The sequence below is a fragment of the Citrobacter sp. wls829 genome (assembly GCF_005280825.1).
Taxonomy (GTDB): Bacteria; Pseudomonadota; Gammaproteobacteria; order Enterobacterales; family Enterobacteriaceae; genus Citrobacter; species Citrobacter gillenii.
In genome coordinates, this window is record NZ_SZWP01000064.1 from 1 (window position 1) to 14,535 (window position 14,535).

Genomic DNA, 14,535 nt, shown 5'->3' on the forward strand with positions numbered 1-14,535 from the left:
TTACACGTTCACAGGAATCTGTGCCTCAGAAAAACGATGAACATGAGGTGAACGGAACCTCTCTCTGAGATAGCATGTTCATCACCTCCCCAACACTGGTTGATGCTTTCTGAAACTGAGTCGTTGAATGAACAGTATTACCGGTAACGGGGCCTTTTTTATGGAGTCAGAGAGAAGCATGAAACGAATTGTACTGACATGTGCGGCACTGCTGCTCAGCAGCCCGGCGCTGGCAGAAGACTGCACCAACGCGAACACCCAAACTGAGATGAACACCTGCGCCGCTGAGCAGTTTAAAACGGCGGATGCAAAGCTCAATGATACCTATCAGAATGCGCTTAAGCGTGCAGCGCCCACTCAACGTGAATTACTGAAAAAGGCGCAAGTCGCGTGGATAACTCTGCGCGATGCTGACTGCGCGTTAATCAGCTCAGGTACGGAAGGCGGCAGCGTGCAATCGATGATCGCGAGCCAGTGTCTGACCGATAAAACCCACGAGCGCGAAGCGTTTCTCGCCTCGCTGCTGCAGTGTGAAGAAGGTGATTTAAGCTGCCCGTTACCGCCCGCCGGTTAACGCACGCGGATCCCTTCGATAATCATCCGCTGGACGTTCTCAACCGTTTGGTTAAAAAAGGCTTCATCGCGTAGTGTCGCACCCGTCACTGCTTCCACTTGTGGAGCAAAGTCGGCGTAGTGCTGAGTTGAAGCCCAAATCATAAAAATCAGATGATGCGGATCGACCGGTGCCAGTTTGCCGCTACTGACCCACCCGGCAATCAGCGCGGATTTCTCATCAATCAGCGTTTTGAGATCTCCCGTCAACTCGGTCATCAGCAGCGGCGCACCTGCCAGCATCTCCATACAAAACAGCCGTGATGCCTGCGGGTAATCGCGGGAAACTTCCAGTTTGAGGCGGATATATTCTTTGATCGCCACCAGCGGCGCAAAGTCTTCACGAAAGGCCTTCAGCGGTGCCAGCCAGATGTCGAGGATCTGGCGTAACACGGCAATATAGAGCACTTCTTTTGACGGGTAATAATAGAGCAGATTGGTTTTTGACACGCCTGCCTGCTCAGCCACCTGTTCAAGACGCGTTCCGTGGATCCCAAACTGGGAGAAGATATTTAGCGCCGCAGTTAAAATGGCCTGGCGTTTCGCGTTGACCGCCTGCGAGCGTTTACCTGTTTTTTTCTCTGCGCCTTGAGCCATCCGCCCTCTCCTTGTTCTGAGGGCGTCAGCATAACAAATCATACGGTGAATGGATAAATTAAAGCGGCCACGGGAAGTAGTTACCGTGCATCCTTCAAACAAAAAAACCGCCGGACAATCCGGCGGCGGTGGCTTTGCGACGTCTGTCGTTGAACGCTCAGACGTCACGATATAGTTAACAGACAGCCTGGCAATTACGTTTTGTTATTGCCGTGGCTATTTTTGCCCCCTTTTTTGCCTGCCTCTGAAGCGCGTTGCGGGTCATTCTTGAAATTACCCCCGCTGTGCTGGCCACCTTTTCGACCTGCTTCTGATGCTCTTTCGCGGTCTTCCGCAAAGTTGCCGGAACCGCCTCGATGGTTTGCCATTACTGACCTCCGTCATTGATTAGACATCATATTGCATAGGTACTGAGGAGTGATACCTCACGCAAGCTGTGGGCAATGCCCTATGTTCGCTGCGTGGGATTAAGCATAGTGAAGACTGGCCTGACAACCGGCTAACGGTAATATTCTGCAACAGGTTTGCCGGTATTTGGCGAATAATCACCGCCGGAAATCAATAACCCTTTCTTATGACTAGCAAATCCAACCTGCTCAAAAATGTATCATTTTGCGACAAAATAGAACTGCCATTAAAATTGTTATAAATCAAAGAAATGATGGTGAAATTTGCACTCCTGGCAGTACGTCATATCTTTAAAGAGAGGTAGCGATTCGCTACACAGACGGTTAACTCGAGGAGTAGTGTAAAATGGCAAAAGTTCTGGTGCTTTATTATTCCATGTACGGACACATTGAAACGATGGCCCATGCAGTCGCAGAAGGTGCAAATAAGGTCGATGGCGCGGAAGTCATTATTAAGCGTGTGCCAGAAACGATGCAGCCTGAGATCTTCCTGAAGGCGGGCGGTAAAACACAAAATGCCCCTGTCGCGACCCCGCAAGAACTGGCTGATTACGACGCCATTATTTTCGGCACCCCTACCCGCTTTGGCAATATGTCCGGTCAGATGCGTACCTTCCTGGATCAGACCGGTGGCCTGTGGGCTTCTGGCGGCCTGTACGGCAAACTCGCCAGCGTATTTAGCTCAACAGGAACCGGCGGCGGTCAGGAACAAACCATTACCTCAACCTGGACAACGCTTGCCCACCACGGGATGGTCATCGTTCCTATTGGATACGCCGCGCAAGAGCTGTTTGACGTCTCGCAAGTTCGCGGCGGGACACCGTACGGCGCGACCACCATTGCCGGGGCCGACGGCTCTCGCCAGCCAAGTCAGGAAGAGTTGTCTATCGCCCGCTATCAGGGTGAATATGTCGCCGGTCTGGCAGTAAAACTCAACGGCTAATCTGCAACAGGAGGATTCGTATGCCAACTCAAGAAGCGAAAGCCCATCGCGTCGGTGAATGGGCGCGTCTGCGCAATACATCGCCGGAAATCGCCGAGGCTATTTTTGAAGTCGCCCATTATGACGAGAAACTGGCGGAGAAAATTTGGGAAGAAGGCAGCGACGAGGTGCTGATCAAAGCCTTCGAGAAAACGGACAAAGACTCACTCTTTTGGGGTGAACAGACTATCGAACGTAAAAACGTCTAGCATCATGACTCCCCCGTCTGCACGGGGGAGTTTCTTGTTATTTCACTCTACTTTGCCGCCGCATTCAGCACGCTATCGAATTTATCGATCGGGCAGAAGCCATTCGCATCTATCGGGCAGCCTTTCAGTTCCAGCGTCACGCGCTGCGCGGGTGATTTCAACGTCAACACCTGTGCATCACGCAGCTGCTGCGAGCTCTGATAAACATACTCGATTTTCATCAGATCCCGGTTAGCATTACTGTCATGCCAGCGCTGGAAGACAATCTTCCCGCCAATCGGCGTGCGTTCGTTCTGGTCATGCAGCTGATACGGTTTGAAATCCAGCGCGGTGAGTAATGACGCAATGTTGGAGTCGTGACCGACCAACACGGTAATTTTCGGCGCTTTTGTACGCTCGGTCACCAGTGCATTATCGATATATTTCACCAGCGGCTTGGCCACATTTTGCGCCACGGCCGGCGAGGTAAACAGGCTGTCCTGATAGCCATTCTTCAGCTTTGACAGCACCTTCCACTGTTGATCGGATTTGATCTCACCCCAGGCCACCTCATTTAGCGGGAACCCTTCGTAATATTGCAACGTGAACGCATCCACCAGCGAGTTACCAACCTTTAGCGGTCCTGAAACCCCTGGCTCCTGTTGGTACTTCGCAGTAAACGTGTCTTTGGCGTCGGTCAGTGAGCACTGCTGTTTTTCTTTACAGGATGGTGAGTCTTTGTAGTTTGTCATTTGCTCTAGCAACTGGTAGCTGTCGCTAAGCTGCATTTTGCTGCGCTCTTTTTCCATCGCCTGCACGGCCTGCTGACTAAAGGCGGTGGAATCATCGGTGATTACCGGGTTGAAGGTGGGATCCATGGTGCCCATTTTTTCCTGATGGTGCACGGGAACATCGCAGCCCGGGAACGCGCCGGTCACAAAGAACTGCGCCGTTGCGACCGTACGCTGCAGGCTATTGGCGTAGGTATACACCGTGTCCGGGGCCGGACATTCACCGGATTTCACCATCCCCTGCTCTGCCAGCCATTCACGCATGTAATGGCCCATATAGATTTCCAGCACCCCGCCTTTGGTGGTGAGTTGACCGCCCGGCACATCCCATTGTGGCCACGGCTTCGGCGTCGATTGCTCCAGAACGCTGCCATTATTGGCTAAAGGTGCACGTAAGTTATGTCGGCTCATCATCAATACTTGCTGGAGTTGATAGCCCTCCGGCGCGGTCTGCGCCTGTGCGGCGGATGACAGTAATACGACCCCTGCCACGGCTGCGGCGATTAGTGATTTATTCATCCCTACGACCTCTTGTTGTTATCAATCACCACTGAGTGTGACAGAAACAAGACATTTTTCCGGGAACGCTTTCGCAAAAATGCAGGTGTAGTTAAGGGTTTATCTCAGCTGTAAAAAAATGCCGGGTTTCCCCGGCACGATATTCAGAACGTTTTTGCCCACCACAGCCGCAATTTCATGCCCCAGTAACTGGTCCAGCCGCTGGTTGTGGAGACCACGCGGCCTTGCGACATCACTACCAGCGTCGGCGTAACGCTAACCTCCCAACTGCGGGAGAGCGTGCCATCGGCGTCATTGATAACCGGGAAGTCCACGCCTTTGCGCGACAGCCAGCGAGACACTTCCGCTTCACTGCCGGAGCGTAACGCAATGGTCATCACGTTCTCGCCTTCCCGCTGCAACCGGGCAACGTCCGGTGTGGTGAAGCGACAAACGCCACACCAGCTGGCCCAGAAATAGAGCAGCACAGGTTCTTGTTGACTGAGCGCCGCCAAGGTAACGGTTTCACCCTCCAGCGTCTGCAATGGCGTGCTGTCAAAAGCGGTGGGGAGCGTGGGCGCTCGCCACGCATCCATCAGCAACATCGCGCCCGCAATCAGCACCAGTAAGATGAGCCCTTCGCGCAGCCAGCGGCGCAGTTTACTGAGCATTGGCCGCCGCCAGCTTTTCTTTGACCACGGCTTCCAGCGTTTCCCACGGTACGGCGCCTGGGATCAGTTCATCGCCGATGATCGTGGCAGGCGTACCGCGCACACCTACCAGCCGCGCCAGTTGCAGGTTGGTGCTCAGCGTTTCCATACTTTTATCATCCAATGTGACCGGGGTTGCCGCCGATTTTTCCTGTGCCTGTTTAATACTGGCAGCAGTATGGTAGCCTCTTTTCTGCATCAGTTTTTCATGTAACGCCTGGAACTGCTGCGGGTGCTCACGCCAGGTCATCAGTGCGGTGCGCGCCGACAGCACCGAGCTTTCACCTTTAAACGGCAGCGGTTTAATCACTACGGCTACGTCCGGGTACTTTTGCACAATTTTTTCCAGCATCGGATCCAGCTGCTTGCAGTACGGGCAGTTGTAATCGGTAAAGTTAATCAGCGTCAGTTTTGCCTGCTTCGCGCCAATGCGCGGACTGTCAGGATCGTTAAACAGCGCTTCCTGAATTAACGCTTCAATTTGCTTTTCCTGCTCCGGGGTAAACGGCGCGGGCTCTTGCGCCACACTGACGGCAGAAAACAGGGACAACAGCAGAACAATCAACAGTTTCATGGCGTGACTCCTTTAGCATCTACCAGCATGTTTAACACCGCATCGCGGGTTAACAGCGTCGGTAACGCCTGGCCTTCCGGCATGCCGGGGCCATAAATTTGGTTAAACGGCACAGCAACCTGGCCGCGTTTTTTTAGAAATTCGGTAATTGCTTCAGAGGGCAGCGTCCAGTCACCGCGCAGTGCCACCACATCTGGCTGCTGCAGGGCGGCCTGCACGTCTTCTTTATTCAAGACGTTGAATTTGTTGACCTTACAGGTAATACACCAGTCGGCGGTCACATCGATGAAAACACGTTTATGCTGAGCCAGCGCGTCGGTAATGGCCTGTTCACTAAGCGGCTGCCAGTTGACGCTCTCTTTGGCAGCACTTTGGCTGGTAAACCCCAGATGCGGGAGCAGCAACGTTGCCAGCCAGATGGCTGAACCGAGCATCATCACCCCGAGCAAACGCCGCAGGATAGTCATCCAGCGTCCCGGACGCGGTAAACGCAGCGCCAGACCCGGGCGCAGAGCCACCAGCAGCCACGGTAAACTCATTCCCAGTCCTAGAGCCAGAAACAGCCCCCACAGCGTGGGTAGTGAAGCCGTTAGCGCCACCGCCACAGCCGTACCCAGGAACGGCGCACTGCACGGCGTGGCAAGCAGCGTCGCAAACGCGCCCTGCCAGAAATGACCGGCCAGGCCATTGCCACCGTGGGTCGCCAGCGTAGTGGTCATCTTTGAAGGTAAACGGAATTCAAACAGCCCGAACAGGCTGGCACTGAACGTCAGCATCACCAGCACCATCACGCCGATAAACCACGGACTCTGGAACTGGATCCCCCAGCCGAGTGCCTGATTGGTCATCCGCAGCACCGTCATCAGCGCGGCCAACGCCATAAAGGAGACCACTATTCCGGCCACCGAAGCCAGAAACTGGCGGCGAACCTGGCGACGGCTTTTCTCCTCGACGAGTAAAATTGAACCCAGCTTCATCCCAAGAACCGGCAGCACGCAGGGCATCAGGTTGAGGATAAGCCCGCCCAGAAGCGCCATCAACACCACCTGCCACAGTGGGAGCGCCGCGCTTTCTGCTGCCGGCGCGTCACCAATGACAAGACGACTTTCCTGAGCGACACCGTTATCTGCCAGCACCAGCGTGAGCGATTTACCGCGCAGATCCGGCGCACCCTCACCCCAGCTGTCATGCACCGGGATCGTGGCGCGCAGCGTTTCACCCTCCACGCGCATTGTCGGCATGCCAAAGTCCGCCTCATCGACAGTATCCAGGTACAACCCCGGTGTAGACCAGCCGCCCTTACGCTGCGCCTCGACGACCAGTTCTCCGGCGCGCGCCCCGGCGTGCAGAGAATCCGTCAGACCACTGGCAAGTGGGATCTGCCCCATGGCCTGTGCATAGTCATGGGCAAAGGTGGCGTCCAGGACAGAAGGCGTCACAGAAAAGGGATAATCTGTCAGCAGACAAACGTTGCTACAGGTCGACAGCGTCAAAACGCCGTTCAGCGTAGCCGGTGACGTACCGCGCACCACCATCGGGAACGTCACCCGATCGTGATAGCCCTGGGTAGTAATGTTGGCGACTTCAAAACGCGCAGGCGTGGGCCAGAACCAGTCCACGGTTGGCATGGCGCCCTTCCAGGCAATAGACGGCGCGACGCCGCCCTCGCCCGGTGAGCGCCAGTAGGTTTTCCAGCCATCCTCCAATTTGACGTCCAGCAGCAGCCTGGTTTCCCCCTCGGCGGACGTATCGGCACGCAGCCGCACACTGGCATGGTCATTCTCGGCTGAGCGCAGCCAGCCGATATCAGCCGCCCAGGATACGGGCAGCCATAGCAATAACAGACAGAGCAGCGCCTGCCTGAAAACAGTCATCATATTTTTTCTCCGTGAATAATTATCTAACAGTCAGCAACGGCTGCTCTGTCATTCACGGAAGACGCAAAACCTGAGATGAACCCGCAGAGTGGGCGGCGAGATAGCTCGCGGTGGGAAAAACGGCAGACGAAAAGCCCGCACCGGCGCCAGTAGCGACAGAAGCAGGCAAAGCACCAGAATGGCGCCTTCAAACAGCACCGGAGGCGAAGCCAGCAATGACTTCGCACTCAGTTCGCAAGGGGTCACGGGTGAGGCGTCATCAGCCTCTGTTTGCGCGCTGGCAACAACGGTTGCGGCAGCGGTGTTCATCTGCAACGCGTGCAGACCCGCCATGCGCTGCGCGGTGCATACCATCACCACGACACATGCCAGGCACAGGAACCACCATCCCATCCGTTGACGTTTTGCCATTTTACCCTCACTGATTGACGCGGTTATCTTAGCTACTGGCGAGGTTTTGGCAACCTTTACGCTGTAAAGTTATGTCGGTGCAGGACATTCATTCGCCCTGCTTGTATGTCATGGAAACAAATAATCGCCACCGTAAAATATAACGAGGGAAATATTTCGCTATTTCCGATAACTCCAAAAAAATTCACCCAGGCATTTAAATACGTTATTAAAAAGCATCCATGCGTAAATCAAAGTAAGGAGCAGCGCATTATAAAATAAATGCTTTATTATAATGATGGCGTAATGGACATCGCGTTCATTATAAACATCTTTGTTTATAATATGTTATTTAGAGTATATGAAAATGAAAAAATATCTACTCCCGCTGATCGGGTTGCTGTTTACCGTGAGTGCTCAGGCCGCAACATTTACCGATGGAAAAGAATTTATCACGCTGGAAAAAGCCGTACCGTCAGCCCCTGCTGCACTGAAGTTTTTCTCCTTCTACTGCCCCTCTTGCTATCAATACGATGAGGTCCTGGAAGTTACTGATAATGTGAAAAAAGCCTTACCTGAGGATGTTAAACTCACCGAGTACCACGTCGACTTTTTAGGTCCTCTGGGAGCCGATATGACGCACGCCTGGTCTGTCGCCATGCTGTTAAATGTAGAAGATAAGGTTAAACCTTTACTTTTTGATGCCGTACAGAAGAAACAGTCGATTAAAACCGCTGATGATATTCGCAACGTGTTTATCCAGGCAGGCGTGAGCGCCAGCGATTATGATGCCGCATGGAATAGCTTTGCGGTGAAATCACTGACCGCTAAACAGCAAGAATTGGCCAAAGCCGTCGATTTGAAAGGCGTACCGGCTATCTTCATTAACGGCAAATATATGATTAACCCGAAAGGATTAAATTCCGATAACGTGAATGCCTTTGTGCAGAACTACGCAGAGACGGTCCGTTTTCTTATTACCAAATCCTGATCATTAATATTGCACGACGCACCACCAACAGAAACCGTCTGCTACCATTGGTGGTGCAAAATGTCCGATTCATGCCGTCAGGCGTCACTGTTTTCGTCCCTTTCATAGTTGGCATTCGCACTTTTCAGGATTACCCTAAACTTACGGTGATGCCTTTCCCGAGGGGTATCCTTCTTCATGGGTTGATTCATACGAGATAACACTATGGAATTAAAGGATTATTACGCCATCATGGGCGTGAAACCGACGGACGATCTCAAAACCATCAAGACCGCCTATCGTCGACTCGCCCGCAAATACCATCCTGACGTCAGCAAAGAAACCGACGCCGAAGCGCGTTTTAAAGAGGTTGCTGAAGCCTGGGAAGTCCTAAGCGATGAACAACGTCGTGCCGAATACGATCAGTTGTGGCAGCACCGCAACGATCCGCAGTTCAGCCGTCAGTTCCAGCAAGGTGAAGGTCAGAGCTACAACGCCGAAGATTTTGACGATATTTTCTCCTCTATTTTTGGTCAACACGCTCGCCAGTCGCAACAGCGCCACGCCCGTCGTGGGCACGATATCGAAATCGATGTGGCCGTGTTCCTCGAAGAAACCCTTGCTGAGCATAGCCGCACCATCAGTTACTCCCTGCCGGTCTACAATGCGTTTGGCCTGGTAGAGCGAGAGATCCCCAAAACGCTGAATGTGAAAATTCCAGCAGGTGTAGGCAACGGCCAGCGCATCAGGCTGAAAGGCCAGGGCACGCCCGGTGAGAACGGTGGCCCGAACGGTGATTTGTGGCTGGTGATTCATATCGCGCCGCATCCGCTATTTGATATCGTCAATCAGGACCTGGAAATTGTCGTGCCCCTTGCCCCATGGGAAGCCGCACTGGGCATAAAAGTGACCGTGCCAACACTCACAGAGAGTATCCTGCTGACGATCCCACCTGGCAGCCAGGCCGGACAACGATTACGCATCAAGGGCAAAGGGCTGGTGAGTAAAAAACAGACCGGCGACCTGTACGCGGTGATCAAAATTGTGATGCCACCCAAACCTGACGACAACAGCGCCGCATTGTGGCAACAGCTGGCGGACGCGCAGAAGACCTTTGATCCACGCAAAGAGTGGGGGAAAGCATAATGGCTAACGTTACCGTCACCTTTACCATTACCGAGTTTTGCCTGCATACCGGCGTTTCCACCGAGGAGCTGACTGAGATTGTCGGCCTGGGGATGATCGAACTCCGCGAAGATGAAAGCGCCCACTGGCAGTTTGACGATCGCGCGTTAGGCGTCGTACGGCGGGCTTTGCGTTTACGTCAGGAACTGGCGCTTGACTGGCCGGGGATAGCCGTTGCGCTCACGTTACTGGAAGAGAATGCGCAGTTGCGTCAGGAAAATCGCCTGCTGCGCCAGCGTTTGTCACGCTTTGTCACGCATTCATAATGTATATATCTCAATCTTTCTAAGGGGCAGCACCACGCTACCCCTTATTTTCTGATAGTTAAGCTGGCCACGGCCTTAATGACATTGAAAGGCAGATAACATACATTCAAAGACAAGAATAATCTTAAAACAGAAGAAGTTGAGTCATGCAGCTTAAACCACTCACAAAAGGTCGTTTTCATAATATCTGGCAACAGGATGATGCCTTAATCGAAAAAATTTTTCAGGAATTGCTCTCAGAAACGCAGCTTATTCATGAGGATGAATACCTCTACCATCAGGGTCAAATTGTCGACCGTCTGATTATGGTGCAGTCTGGGAGAATTTCTCTGCGTTACAGCGCTGAGAATGGTCGTCGTTTTCAACTGGGCGCAATGGAGTGTGATGAGCAACTTTTTGGTGAAATGGAGTTTTTCACCGGGTATCGCTGCCAACTTGACATTGTAGCCGAAGAGCCGCTCACCGTTGCCGTATGCAATTGTGAACGGCTGGAAGACGCGTTAAATCAGCACCCCAGACTGGCAATCTTCTTCGCCAGTGCGATGGCGGTAGATTATCAGGATATGCTGGAAATTTTCCTACACCGTATGCTCTACCCGATTATCCATAATGTAGCTTATGACCTTTACCGCCAGCATCAACATAAACAACCGATGGACGGTTTCAGTAAAAAATATCAGGAAGCGGAGCGATTCGGCACAACCGACCGAGTCTATCGACGGGCGGTTAAAGCGCTTACTGACGCAGGGTTAGTAACCCGAACGAAGCAAGGGCTGGAAATCAAAGACTTGGATGGGCTACGGCACTTTTTAGGGAACGACATTATTGACTGATACACCAATACGGCATCATAGCGTATTGGTGTATTTTTGATCAGTGATTAAAATTTATAGGTCAGGCTGAAGTAATGTCCAAGGCCCGTCGTGCGCCCCGCTCCCCCGTGATTTTCCATCAATGCCATATTACGGAAATACTTCAAGCCGTAGCCCACGGCATAGTGCTCCGAATGCCAGTAAATACCGTTATACCATTCAATAGCATTATTGCTGTATAACGCTTGATCAGCAATCTTGTTGGCGGCGAACTGGTAGTCGAAGTACCCTTGATAGTTTAAATAGCTGCCATTAGCGAAATGATAAAACGGCGTCGACCAGTTGGTCGAGAGCATGTAACCATCCCATTTCCCTTCATTTTCTGCGCCATAGTTTTCACGAACATAATGCGCATAAATATTCATCCCCATCATGCCAAACCACGGGACCTTAACATCAGTTCCTAAACCAATGTAATGTTCAAATAACTCCCGATCGCCAATATTATTTACTGTTGCAATATAAAATTCGTTAAATGGACCAACAGATAAGTCTCGATTAAAGATGGCATCAAGTGAAAATCTTGGTGATATTTTAGCAAAGAAATTATCACTACCATGGCGATCATCATGTTTGCTGTCAAAAACATCAAAGAAATCGACATAACCATAAAGATCAACAATACCAGAACGGGCACCAAATTCCAGCTCCAGATATGTGTCATTACGAATCCCATATGGAACTTTAGCATCCACACTTTGCATTAAATTCATCTGCATCCAGTTGAAGTCATTTTTTCGGATATTGCCATCACTATAATCAGCCGCAAGTACTTTCCCGCAACTCATAGCAATGACAGCACCCAAAACTAATTTTTTAATCATTGATATATTTTTCTTCAGCATTTTCAATTCCTTTGAGCAAGGTTGAGTGTCGCCACACCAAGACAATGGCGTAACGACAGGCTTAATAATTAAAGAGGTAAGTGTTGTTACTGTTTTATTTGTGTTTAAGCTTCAATGTGCCTATCAGCATGAAAAATATAATTAGGTACAATACGGGGATAGCATACATGATTTTCTGTAACCCCATCGTTTTCTCCATTAAAGCACTAATGGCTGGGCTAAACATTGCCCCCGCACTACCGCTAATTAAGATATAAGACACGTTTTGGCTACTTGCCCGTTTAACAAATGACACGCCGTATGCAATAAAAGAGTTGTACAGCGCCGCACAAACAAACCCGTAGCTATAAGCCAGATAATCAAGTCCAGAAATGTTATCTTTCGTCACGATAAGAGTAGTGATCACACATGCCAGTAAAATAATACTTAACAGAAAATAATGTATTTTCACCCGCGCAACTATCAAGGTTGACACTAATGCGCCCACTAGCGCCGCCCCCCAGTACTGAGTAATAATATTCCCGGCGTCTTCAAAGGGGATACCAAATTTGTTCTTCACAAATAAAGGCGCCCAGGTCAGGAAGGTATACAGCGCTAACATCCCCAGGAACAGACCAATCCCTCCGCTGATAATCCCAGGATTCCACTCAGATTTCACTGTTTCCGACTGACCGGATTCTTGCGAGGTTTCACAGGTCGTAAAACGGGTTAGCATCACAACACCCAGCGTGAGTAAAGCCACCATACCAACGCTTAAATAGCTGTAACTCCATGACATATTGTGGGTTAATGCGAAAGTGGTAATCAGCGGAAAAACTACACCCGCAACGTTAAATGTAGCATCCTGGACCACCAACATCGTACTCTGAATACGATCCTGCCAGACCGATACCACAATCGTTCCCGCCACGCACAAACCAATACCACCGCAAAAACCTACCAGAGTCATGGCAACCATCACCAGCCATAAACCACTACTTAAGTGCATCGCCAACGCACACAGGAAAACTATCGAATAGATAATTAGCGTCATGCGCTTTACACCCACTTTTTCAATCAGGAAAAAAGCGGCGATAGTCCCAGCTAACGCGCCTCCATTTAGTAATGAAAAAATAGAGGCTACCGTATTTATATCTGCATTGTAACGCAATGCAATCGGTTCAATCAGCATACCAAACTGACTGGCAAAACCTGCCATTATAAAATTCGCCAAAAAACTAATCAGCGTAAGTGCTATTTTATTCTTCATATAAGACATCCCTGATTGGTTCGAGTGAAATTTTACGTCAAGCCGTCACCGCTGTATTTAGCGCAAGCTCAATCATATTATTAAAAGTTAATTGTCGTTCCGCCGCTGTTGTTTCCTCCCCCGTTAAACAATGGTCGGATACAGTTAAAATCGCCAATGCTTCAATCCCAAACTGATGTGCTAACGCATACAACCCAGCCACTTCCATATCCACACCGAGGACACCGAACTTCTCCAGCGCAGGAATTAAATTTTCATCTGGGTCGTAATAGAGATCACCACTAAAGACATTCCCAACTTTAATATCAATGCCTGTTTTTCGCGCCAACACCCAAGCTTGTTGCAGTAATGGGAAGTGCGCCGATGTTGCCATTGTATAGCCTGAACTACGTTTCATGTTGGTGACCGAGTCTGTTCCGGCAGCGACAGCCAAAATAATATCGCGCATTTTGATATGATGTTGTGTAGCTCCCAGACTGCCGACTCGAATAATTCTCTTTACACCGAAGTCATGTACCAACTCATGTGCATATAGCGTCATTGAAGGTATGCCCATGCCGTGGCCCATTACTGAAACTGGTTGCCCGAAATAGAACCCGCTATAACCTAGCATATTGCGCACATTGGTAACTTCGTGATAATCCATCAAATAATTTTCGGCAATAAACTTAGCACGTAAGGGATCTCCTGGCATAATAACAGTGGAAGCAAAATCACCCGGTTTAGCATTAATATGAGCAGTCATAACAATTCCTGAATCATTGATATTGAAGATATGCAAGGATTGTAACCAGACGTATGACGAGGAATGAGGACAAAAGTCCTGCTTAGAAGATCAGCTTCTCATTTTTGAGAGTTAATGTTGCTACTTTCTGGTTGGAAAAAACAAAGTCGCCCCGCAATACCGATGCGGGGACATGGTAGGTAATATCACGACTTATCCGTCTTGCCGAACAGCAACGCCGTGTAGTGGGTGTTCACTTTGCCACTGCGTTTACCGTCTGGTCCAAAATATCGGTCATCCCGGCACAGACGCTCAGTGGTGTCGCAGAACAGGCCGCCCTGGAAGGTAAAGGCCGTCGTGTCAAATTGTCCGGCCGCTGCCAGTTTATCACCCTGCTTCTTTCCGACATACTTCGTGGTCAGCGCCACCGACAAGCCGTGCTCATCCGCACAGATATATTTGTCGCACAGTACGCCCGCGACAGGGCTGTGTGGTCCGGTGGTCGCGGCGTACGCGGGCAGTGACAGGATACCAACTGCCAGCAGGCTACCAATTTTTATCATCATACTCTCCCTATATTCTTCACCTGACGTGATTAATATTGTACACCAGAAACCATCTATAACCATGAGCTACAATTATATTACTTTTAGATAATCAGCTGCGCGCTTGATGACAATAATGTGCAAAGGTTTACTATAAACCTCTCTTTTTTAGCAGGGAATTAAAATGAACAAAACAAAAGGCGTAATGATTCAGCCCCTGACATTCGCCCTGTCGGCGTGTGCTTTAAATACG

The 14,535-nt window shown here is 50.6% G+C and carries 18 protein-coding genes; 7 read left to right on the forward strand and 11 right to left on the reverse strand.

Annotation, left to right across the window (positions count from 1 at the left end):
* Positions 1-178: 178 nt before the first annotated feature.
* Positions 179-574 carry a lysozyme inhibitor LprI family protein gene (locus FDW88_RS12580; RefSeq protein WP_115259968.1) on the forward strand — a complete coding sequence of 132 codons (396 nt, stop codon included), beginning with the start codon at positions 179-181 and terminating at the stop codon, positions 572-574.
* On the opposite strand, the gene rutR is transcribed toward FDW88_RS12580, so the two are convergent.
* Together rutR and FDW88_RS12590 are read right to left on the reverse strand one after the other, a co-directional pair.
* Entirely contained in the window at positions 571-1,209 is a 639-nt protein-coding gene (rutR, locus tag FDW88_RS12585; RefSeq protein ID WP_135912268.1) for an HTH-type transcriptional regulator RutR, read from the reverse strand. The genes FDW88_RS12580 and rutR overlap by 4 nt on opposite strands.
* Positions 1,210-1,403: 194 nt before the next feature.
* Positions 1,404-1,577 (reverse strand): general stress protein, encoded by a 174-nt coding sequence (locus FDW88_RS12590; RefSeq protein ID WP_096757608.1) that lies wholly within the window; start codon positions 1,575-1,577, stop codon positions 1,404-1,406.
* Positions 1,578-1,962: 385 nt separating this feature from the next.
* On the opposite strand from FDW88_RS12590, the gene wrbA reads away from it, so the two are divergent.
* Both wrbA and FDW88_RS12600 read left to right on the forward strand, forming a co-directional pair.
* Entirely contained in the window at positions 1,963-2,559 is a 597-nt protein-coding gene (gene wrbA, locus FDW88_RS12595) for an NAD(P)H:quinone oxidoreductase (protein WP_096757609.1), read from the forward strand.
* A 20-nt stretch (positions 2,560-2,579) separates the two neighbouring features.
* Complete coding sequence (locus FDW88_RS12600) at positions 2,580-2,807, forward strand: YccJ family protein (RefSeq protein ID WP_096757610.1); 228 nt, start codon at positions 2,580-2,582, stop codon at positions 2,805-2,807.
* A 47-nt stretch (positions 2,808-2,854) separates the two neighbouring features.
* Here FDW88_RS12600 and agp read toward each other — a convergent pair whose 3' ends face one another.
* The 5 genes from agp to FDW88_RS12625 form a co-directional block, all read right to left on the reverse strand.
* Positions 2,855-4,096, reverse strand: a complete 1,242-nt coding sequence (agp, locus tag FDW88_RS12605; protein WP_117341750.1) for a bifunctional glucose-1-phosphatase/inositol phosphatase — start codon at positions 4,094-4,096, stop codon at positions 2,855-2,857.
* A 143-nt stretch (positions 4,097-4,239) separates the two neighbouring features.
* Complete coding sequence (locus FDW88_RS12610) at positions 4,240-4,746, reverse strand: protein disulfide oxidoreductase (protein ID WP_115258901.1); 507 nt, start codon at positions 4,744-4,746, stop codon at positions 4,240-4,242.
* Positions 4,736-5,359 (reverse strand): DsbA family protein, encoded by a 624-nt coding sequence (locus tag FDW88_RS12615; protein WP_096757613.1) that lies wholly within the window; start codon positions 5,357-5,359, stop codon positions 4,736-4,738. The genes FDW88_RS12610 and FDW88_RS12615 overlap by 11 nt, the downstream gene beginning before the upstream one ends.
* On the reverse strand, positions 5,356-7,236 hold the full coding sequence (locus FDW88_RS12620) for a protein-disulfide reductase DsbD domain-containing protein (RefSeq protein WP_137362664.1): 1,881 nt from the start codon (positions 7,234-7,236) through the stop codon (positions 5,356-5,358). Before FDW88_RS12620 ends, FDW88_RS12615 begins: the two co-directional genes overlap by 4 nt.
* A 48-nt stretch (positions 7,237-7,284) precedes the next feature.
* Positions 7,285-7,647, reverse strand: coding sequence for a copper resistance protein (locus FDW88_RS12625; protein ID WP_137362665.1), 363 nt, complete (start codon positions 7,645-7,647; stop codon positions 7,285-7,287).
* A 346-nt stretch (positions 7,648-7,993) separates the two neighbouring features.
* Between FDW88_RS12625 and dsbA the strand changes: the two genes are divergently transcribed.
* The 4 genes from dsbA to FDW88_RS12645 all read left to right on the forward strand — a co-directional run bounded on the left by dsbA (position 7,994) and on the right by FDW88_RS12645 (position 10,880).
* Positions 7,994-8,617: a thiol:disulfide interchange protein DsbA gene (gene dsbA / locus FDW88_RS12630; protein WP_115258904.1), complete on the forward strand. Its 624-nt coding sequence runs from the start codon at positions 7,994-7,996 to the stop codon at positions 8,615-8,617.
* 204 nt (positions 8,618-8,821) lie between these two features.
* A complete protein-coding gene (gene cbpA, locus FDW88_RS12635; RefSeq protein WP_137362666.1) occupies positions 8,822-9,742 on the forward strand; it encodes a curved DNA-binding protein in 921 nt (306 codons plus the stop codon).
* On the forward strand, positions 9,742-10,047 hold the full coding sequence (gene cbpM, locus FDW88_RS12640; RefSeq protein WP_137362667.1) for a chaperone modulator CbpM: 306 nt from the start codon (positions 9,742-9,744) through the stop codon (positions 10,045-10,047). Before cbpA ends, cbpM begins: the two co-directional genes overlap by 1 nt.
* Positions 10,048-10,193: 146 nt before the next feature.
* Positions 10,194-10,880, forward strand: a complete 687-nt coding sequence (locus tag FDW88_RS12645) for a Crp/Fnr family transcriptional regulator (RefSeq protein ID WP_137362668.1) — start codon at positions 10,194-10,196, stop codon at positions 10,878-10,880.
* Between the two features lie 47 nt (positions 10,881-10,927).
* On the opposite strand, the gene FDW88_RS12650 is transcribed toward FDW88_RS12645, so the two are convergent.
* From FDW88_RS12650 to FDW88_RS12665, 4 genes are all read right to left on the reverse strand, one after another.
* Positions 10,928-11,764, reverse strand: a complete 837-nt coding sequence (locus FDW88_RS12650) for an outer membrane protein OmpK (RefSeq protein WP_137362669.1) — start codon at positions 11,762-11,764, stop codon at positions 10,928-10,930.
* 94 nt (positions 11,765-11,858) lie between these two features.
* The gene (gene tsgA, locus FDW88_RS12655) at positions 11,859-13,013 is read right to left on the reverse strand and encodes an MFS transporter TsgA (RefSeq protein WP_137362670.1); all 1,155 of its coding nucleotides are present in this window, start codon (positions 13,011-13,013) and stop codon (positions 11,859-11,861) included.
* Between the two features lie 37 nt (positions 13,014-13,050).
* A complete protein-coding gene (gene deoD, locus FDW88_RS12660; RefSeq protein ID WP_137362671.1) occupies positions 13,051-13,758 on the reverse strand; it encodes a purine-nucleoside phosphorylase in 708 nt (235 codons plus the stop codon).
* Positions 13,759-13,943: 185 nt separating this feature from the next.
* Positions 13,944-14,303 carry a YcgJ family protein gene (locus FDW88_RS12665; RefSeq protein WP_096757619.1) on the reverse strand — a complete coding sequence of 120 codons (360 nt, stop codon included), beginning with the start codon at positions 14,301-14,303 and terminating at the stop codon, positions 13,944-13,946.
* Positions 14,304-14,535: the final 232 nt, after the last annotated feature.

Excerpts from the sequence above, each read along its gene's own strand:
- cbpM (WP_137362667.1), top strand. The coding sequence starts at position 9,742 with ATGGCTAACGTTACCGTCACCTTTACCATTACCGAGTTTTGCCTGCAT.
- FDW88_RS12610 (WP_115258901.1), bottom strand. The coding sequence starts at position 4,746 with ATGCTCAGTAAACTGCGCCGCTGGCTGCGCGAAGGGCTCATCTTACTG.
- FDW88_RS12590 (WP_096757608.1), bottom strand. The coding sequence starts at position 1,577 with ATGGCAAACCATCGAGGCGGTTCCGGCAACTTTGCGGAAGACCGCGAA.
- FDW88_RS12650 (WP_137362669.1), bottom strand. The coding sequence starts at position 11,764 with ATGCTGAAGAAAAATATATCAATGATTAAAAAATTAGTTTTGGGTGCT.
- FDW88_RS12620 (WP_137362664.1), bottom strand. The coding sequence starts at position 7,236 with ATGATGACTGTTTTCAGGCAGGCGCTGCTCTGTCTGTTATTGCTATGG.
- tsgA (WP_137362670.1), bottom strand. The coding sequence starts at position 13,013 with ATGAAGAATAAAATAGCACTTACGCTGATTAGTTTTTTGGCGAATTTT.
- FDW88_RS12645 (WP_137362668.1), top strand. The coding sequence starts at position 10,194 with ATGCAGCTTAAACCACTCACAAAAGGTCGTTTTCATAATATCTGGCAA.
- FDW88_RS12580 (WP_115259968.1), top strand. The coding sequence starts at position 179 with ATGAAACGAATTGTACTGACATGTGCGGCACTGCTGCTCAGCAGCCCG.
- FDW88_RS12665 (WP_096757619.1), bottom strand. The coding sequence starts at position 14,303 with ATGATGATAAAAATTGGTAGCCTGCTGGCAGTTGGTATCCTGTCACTG.
- FDW88_RS12615 (WP_096757613.1), bottom strand. The coding sequence starts at position 5,359 with ATGAAACTGTTGATTGTTCTGCTGTTGTCCCTGTTTTCTGCCGTCAGT.
- agp (WP_117341750.1), bottom strand. The coding sequence starts at position 4,096 with ATGAATAAATCACTAATCGCCGCAGCCGTGGCAGGGGTCGTATTACTG.
- deoD (WP_137362671.1), bottom strand. The coding sequence starts at position 13,758 with ATGACTGCTCATATTAATGCTAAACCGGGTGATTTTGCTTCCACTGTT.
- FDW88_RS12600 (WP_096757610.1), top strand. The coding sequence starts at position 2,580 with ATGCCAACTCAAGAAGCGAAAGCCCATCGCGTCGGTGAATGGGCGCGT.
- wrbA (WP_096757609.1), top strand. The coding sequence starts at position 1,963 with ATGGCAAAAGTTCTGGTGCTTTATTATTCCATGTACGGACACATTGAA.
- cbpA (WP_137362666.1), top strand. The coding sequence starts at position 8,822 with ATGGAATTAAAGGATTATTACGCCATCATGGGCGTGAAACCGACGGAC.
- dsbA (WP_115258904.1), top strand. The coding sequence starts at position 7,994 with ATGAAAAAATATCTACTCCCGCTGATCGGGTTGCTGTTTACCGTGAGT.
- FDW88_RS12625 (WP_137362665.1), bottom strand. The coding sequence starts at position 7,647 with ATGGCAAAACGTCAACGGATGGGATGGTGGTTCCTGTGCCTGGCATGT.
- rutR (WP_135912268.1), bottom strand. The coding sequence starts at position 1,209 with ATGGCTCAAGGCGCAGAGAAAAAAACAGGTAAACGCTCGCAGGCGGTC.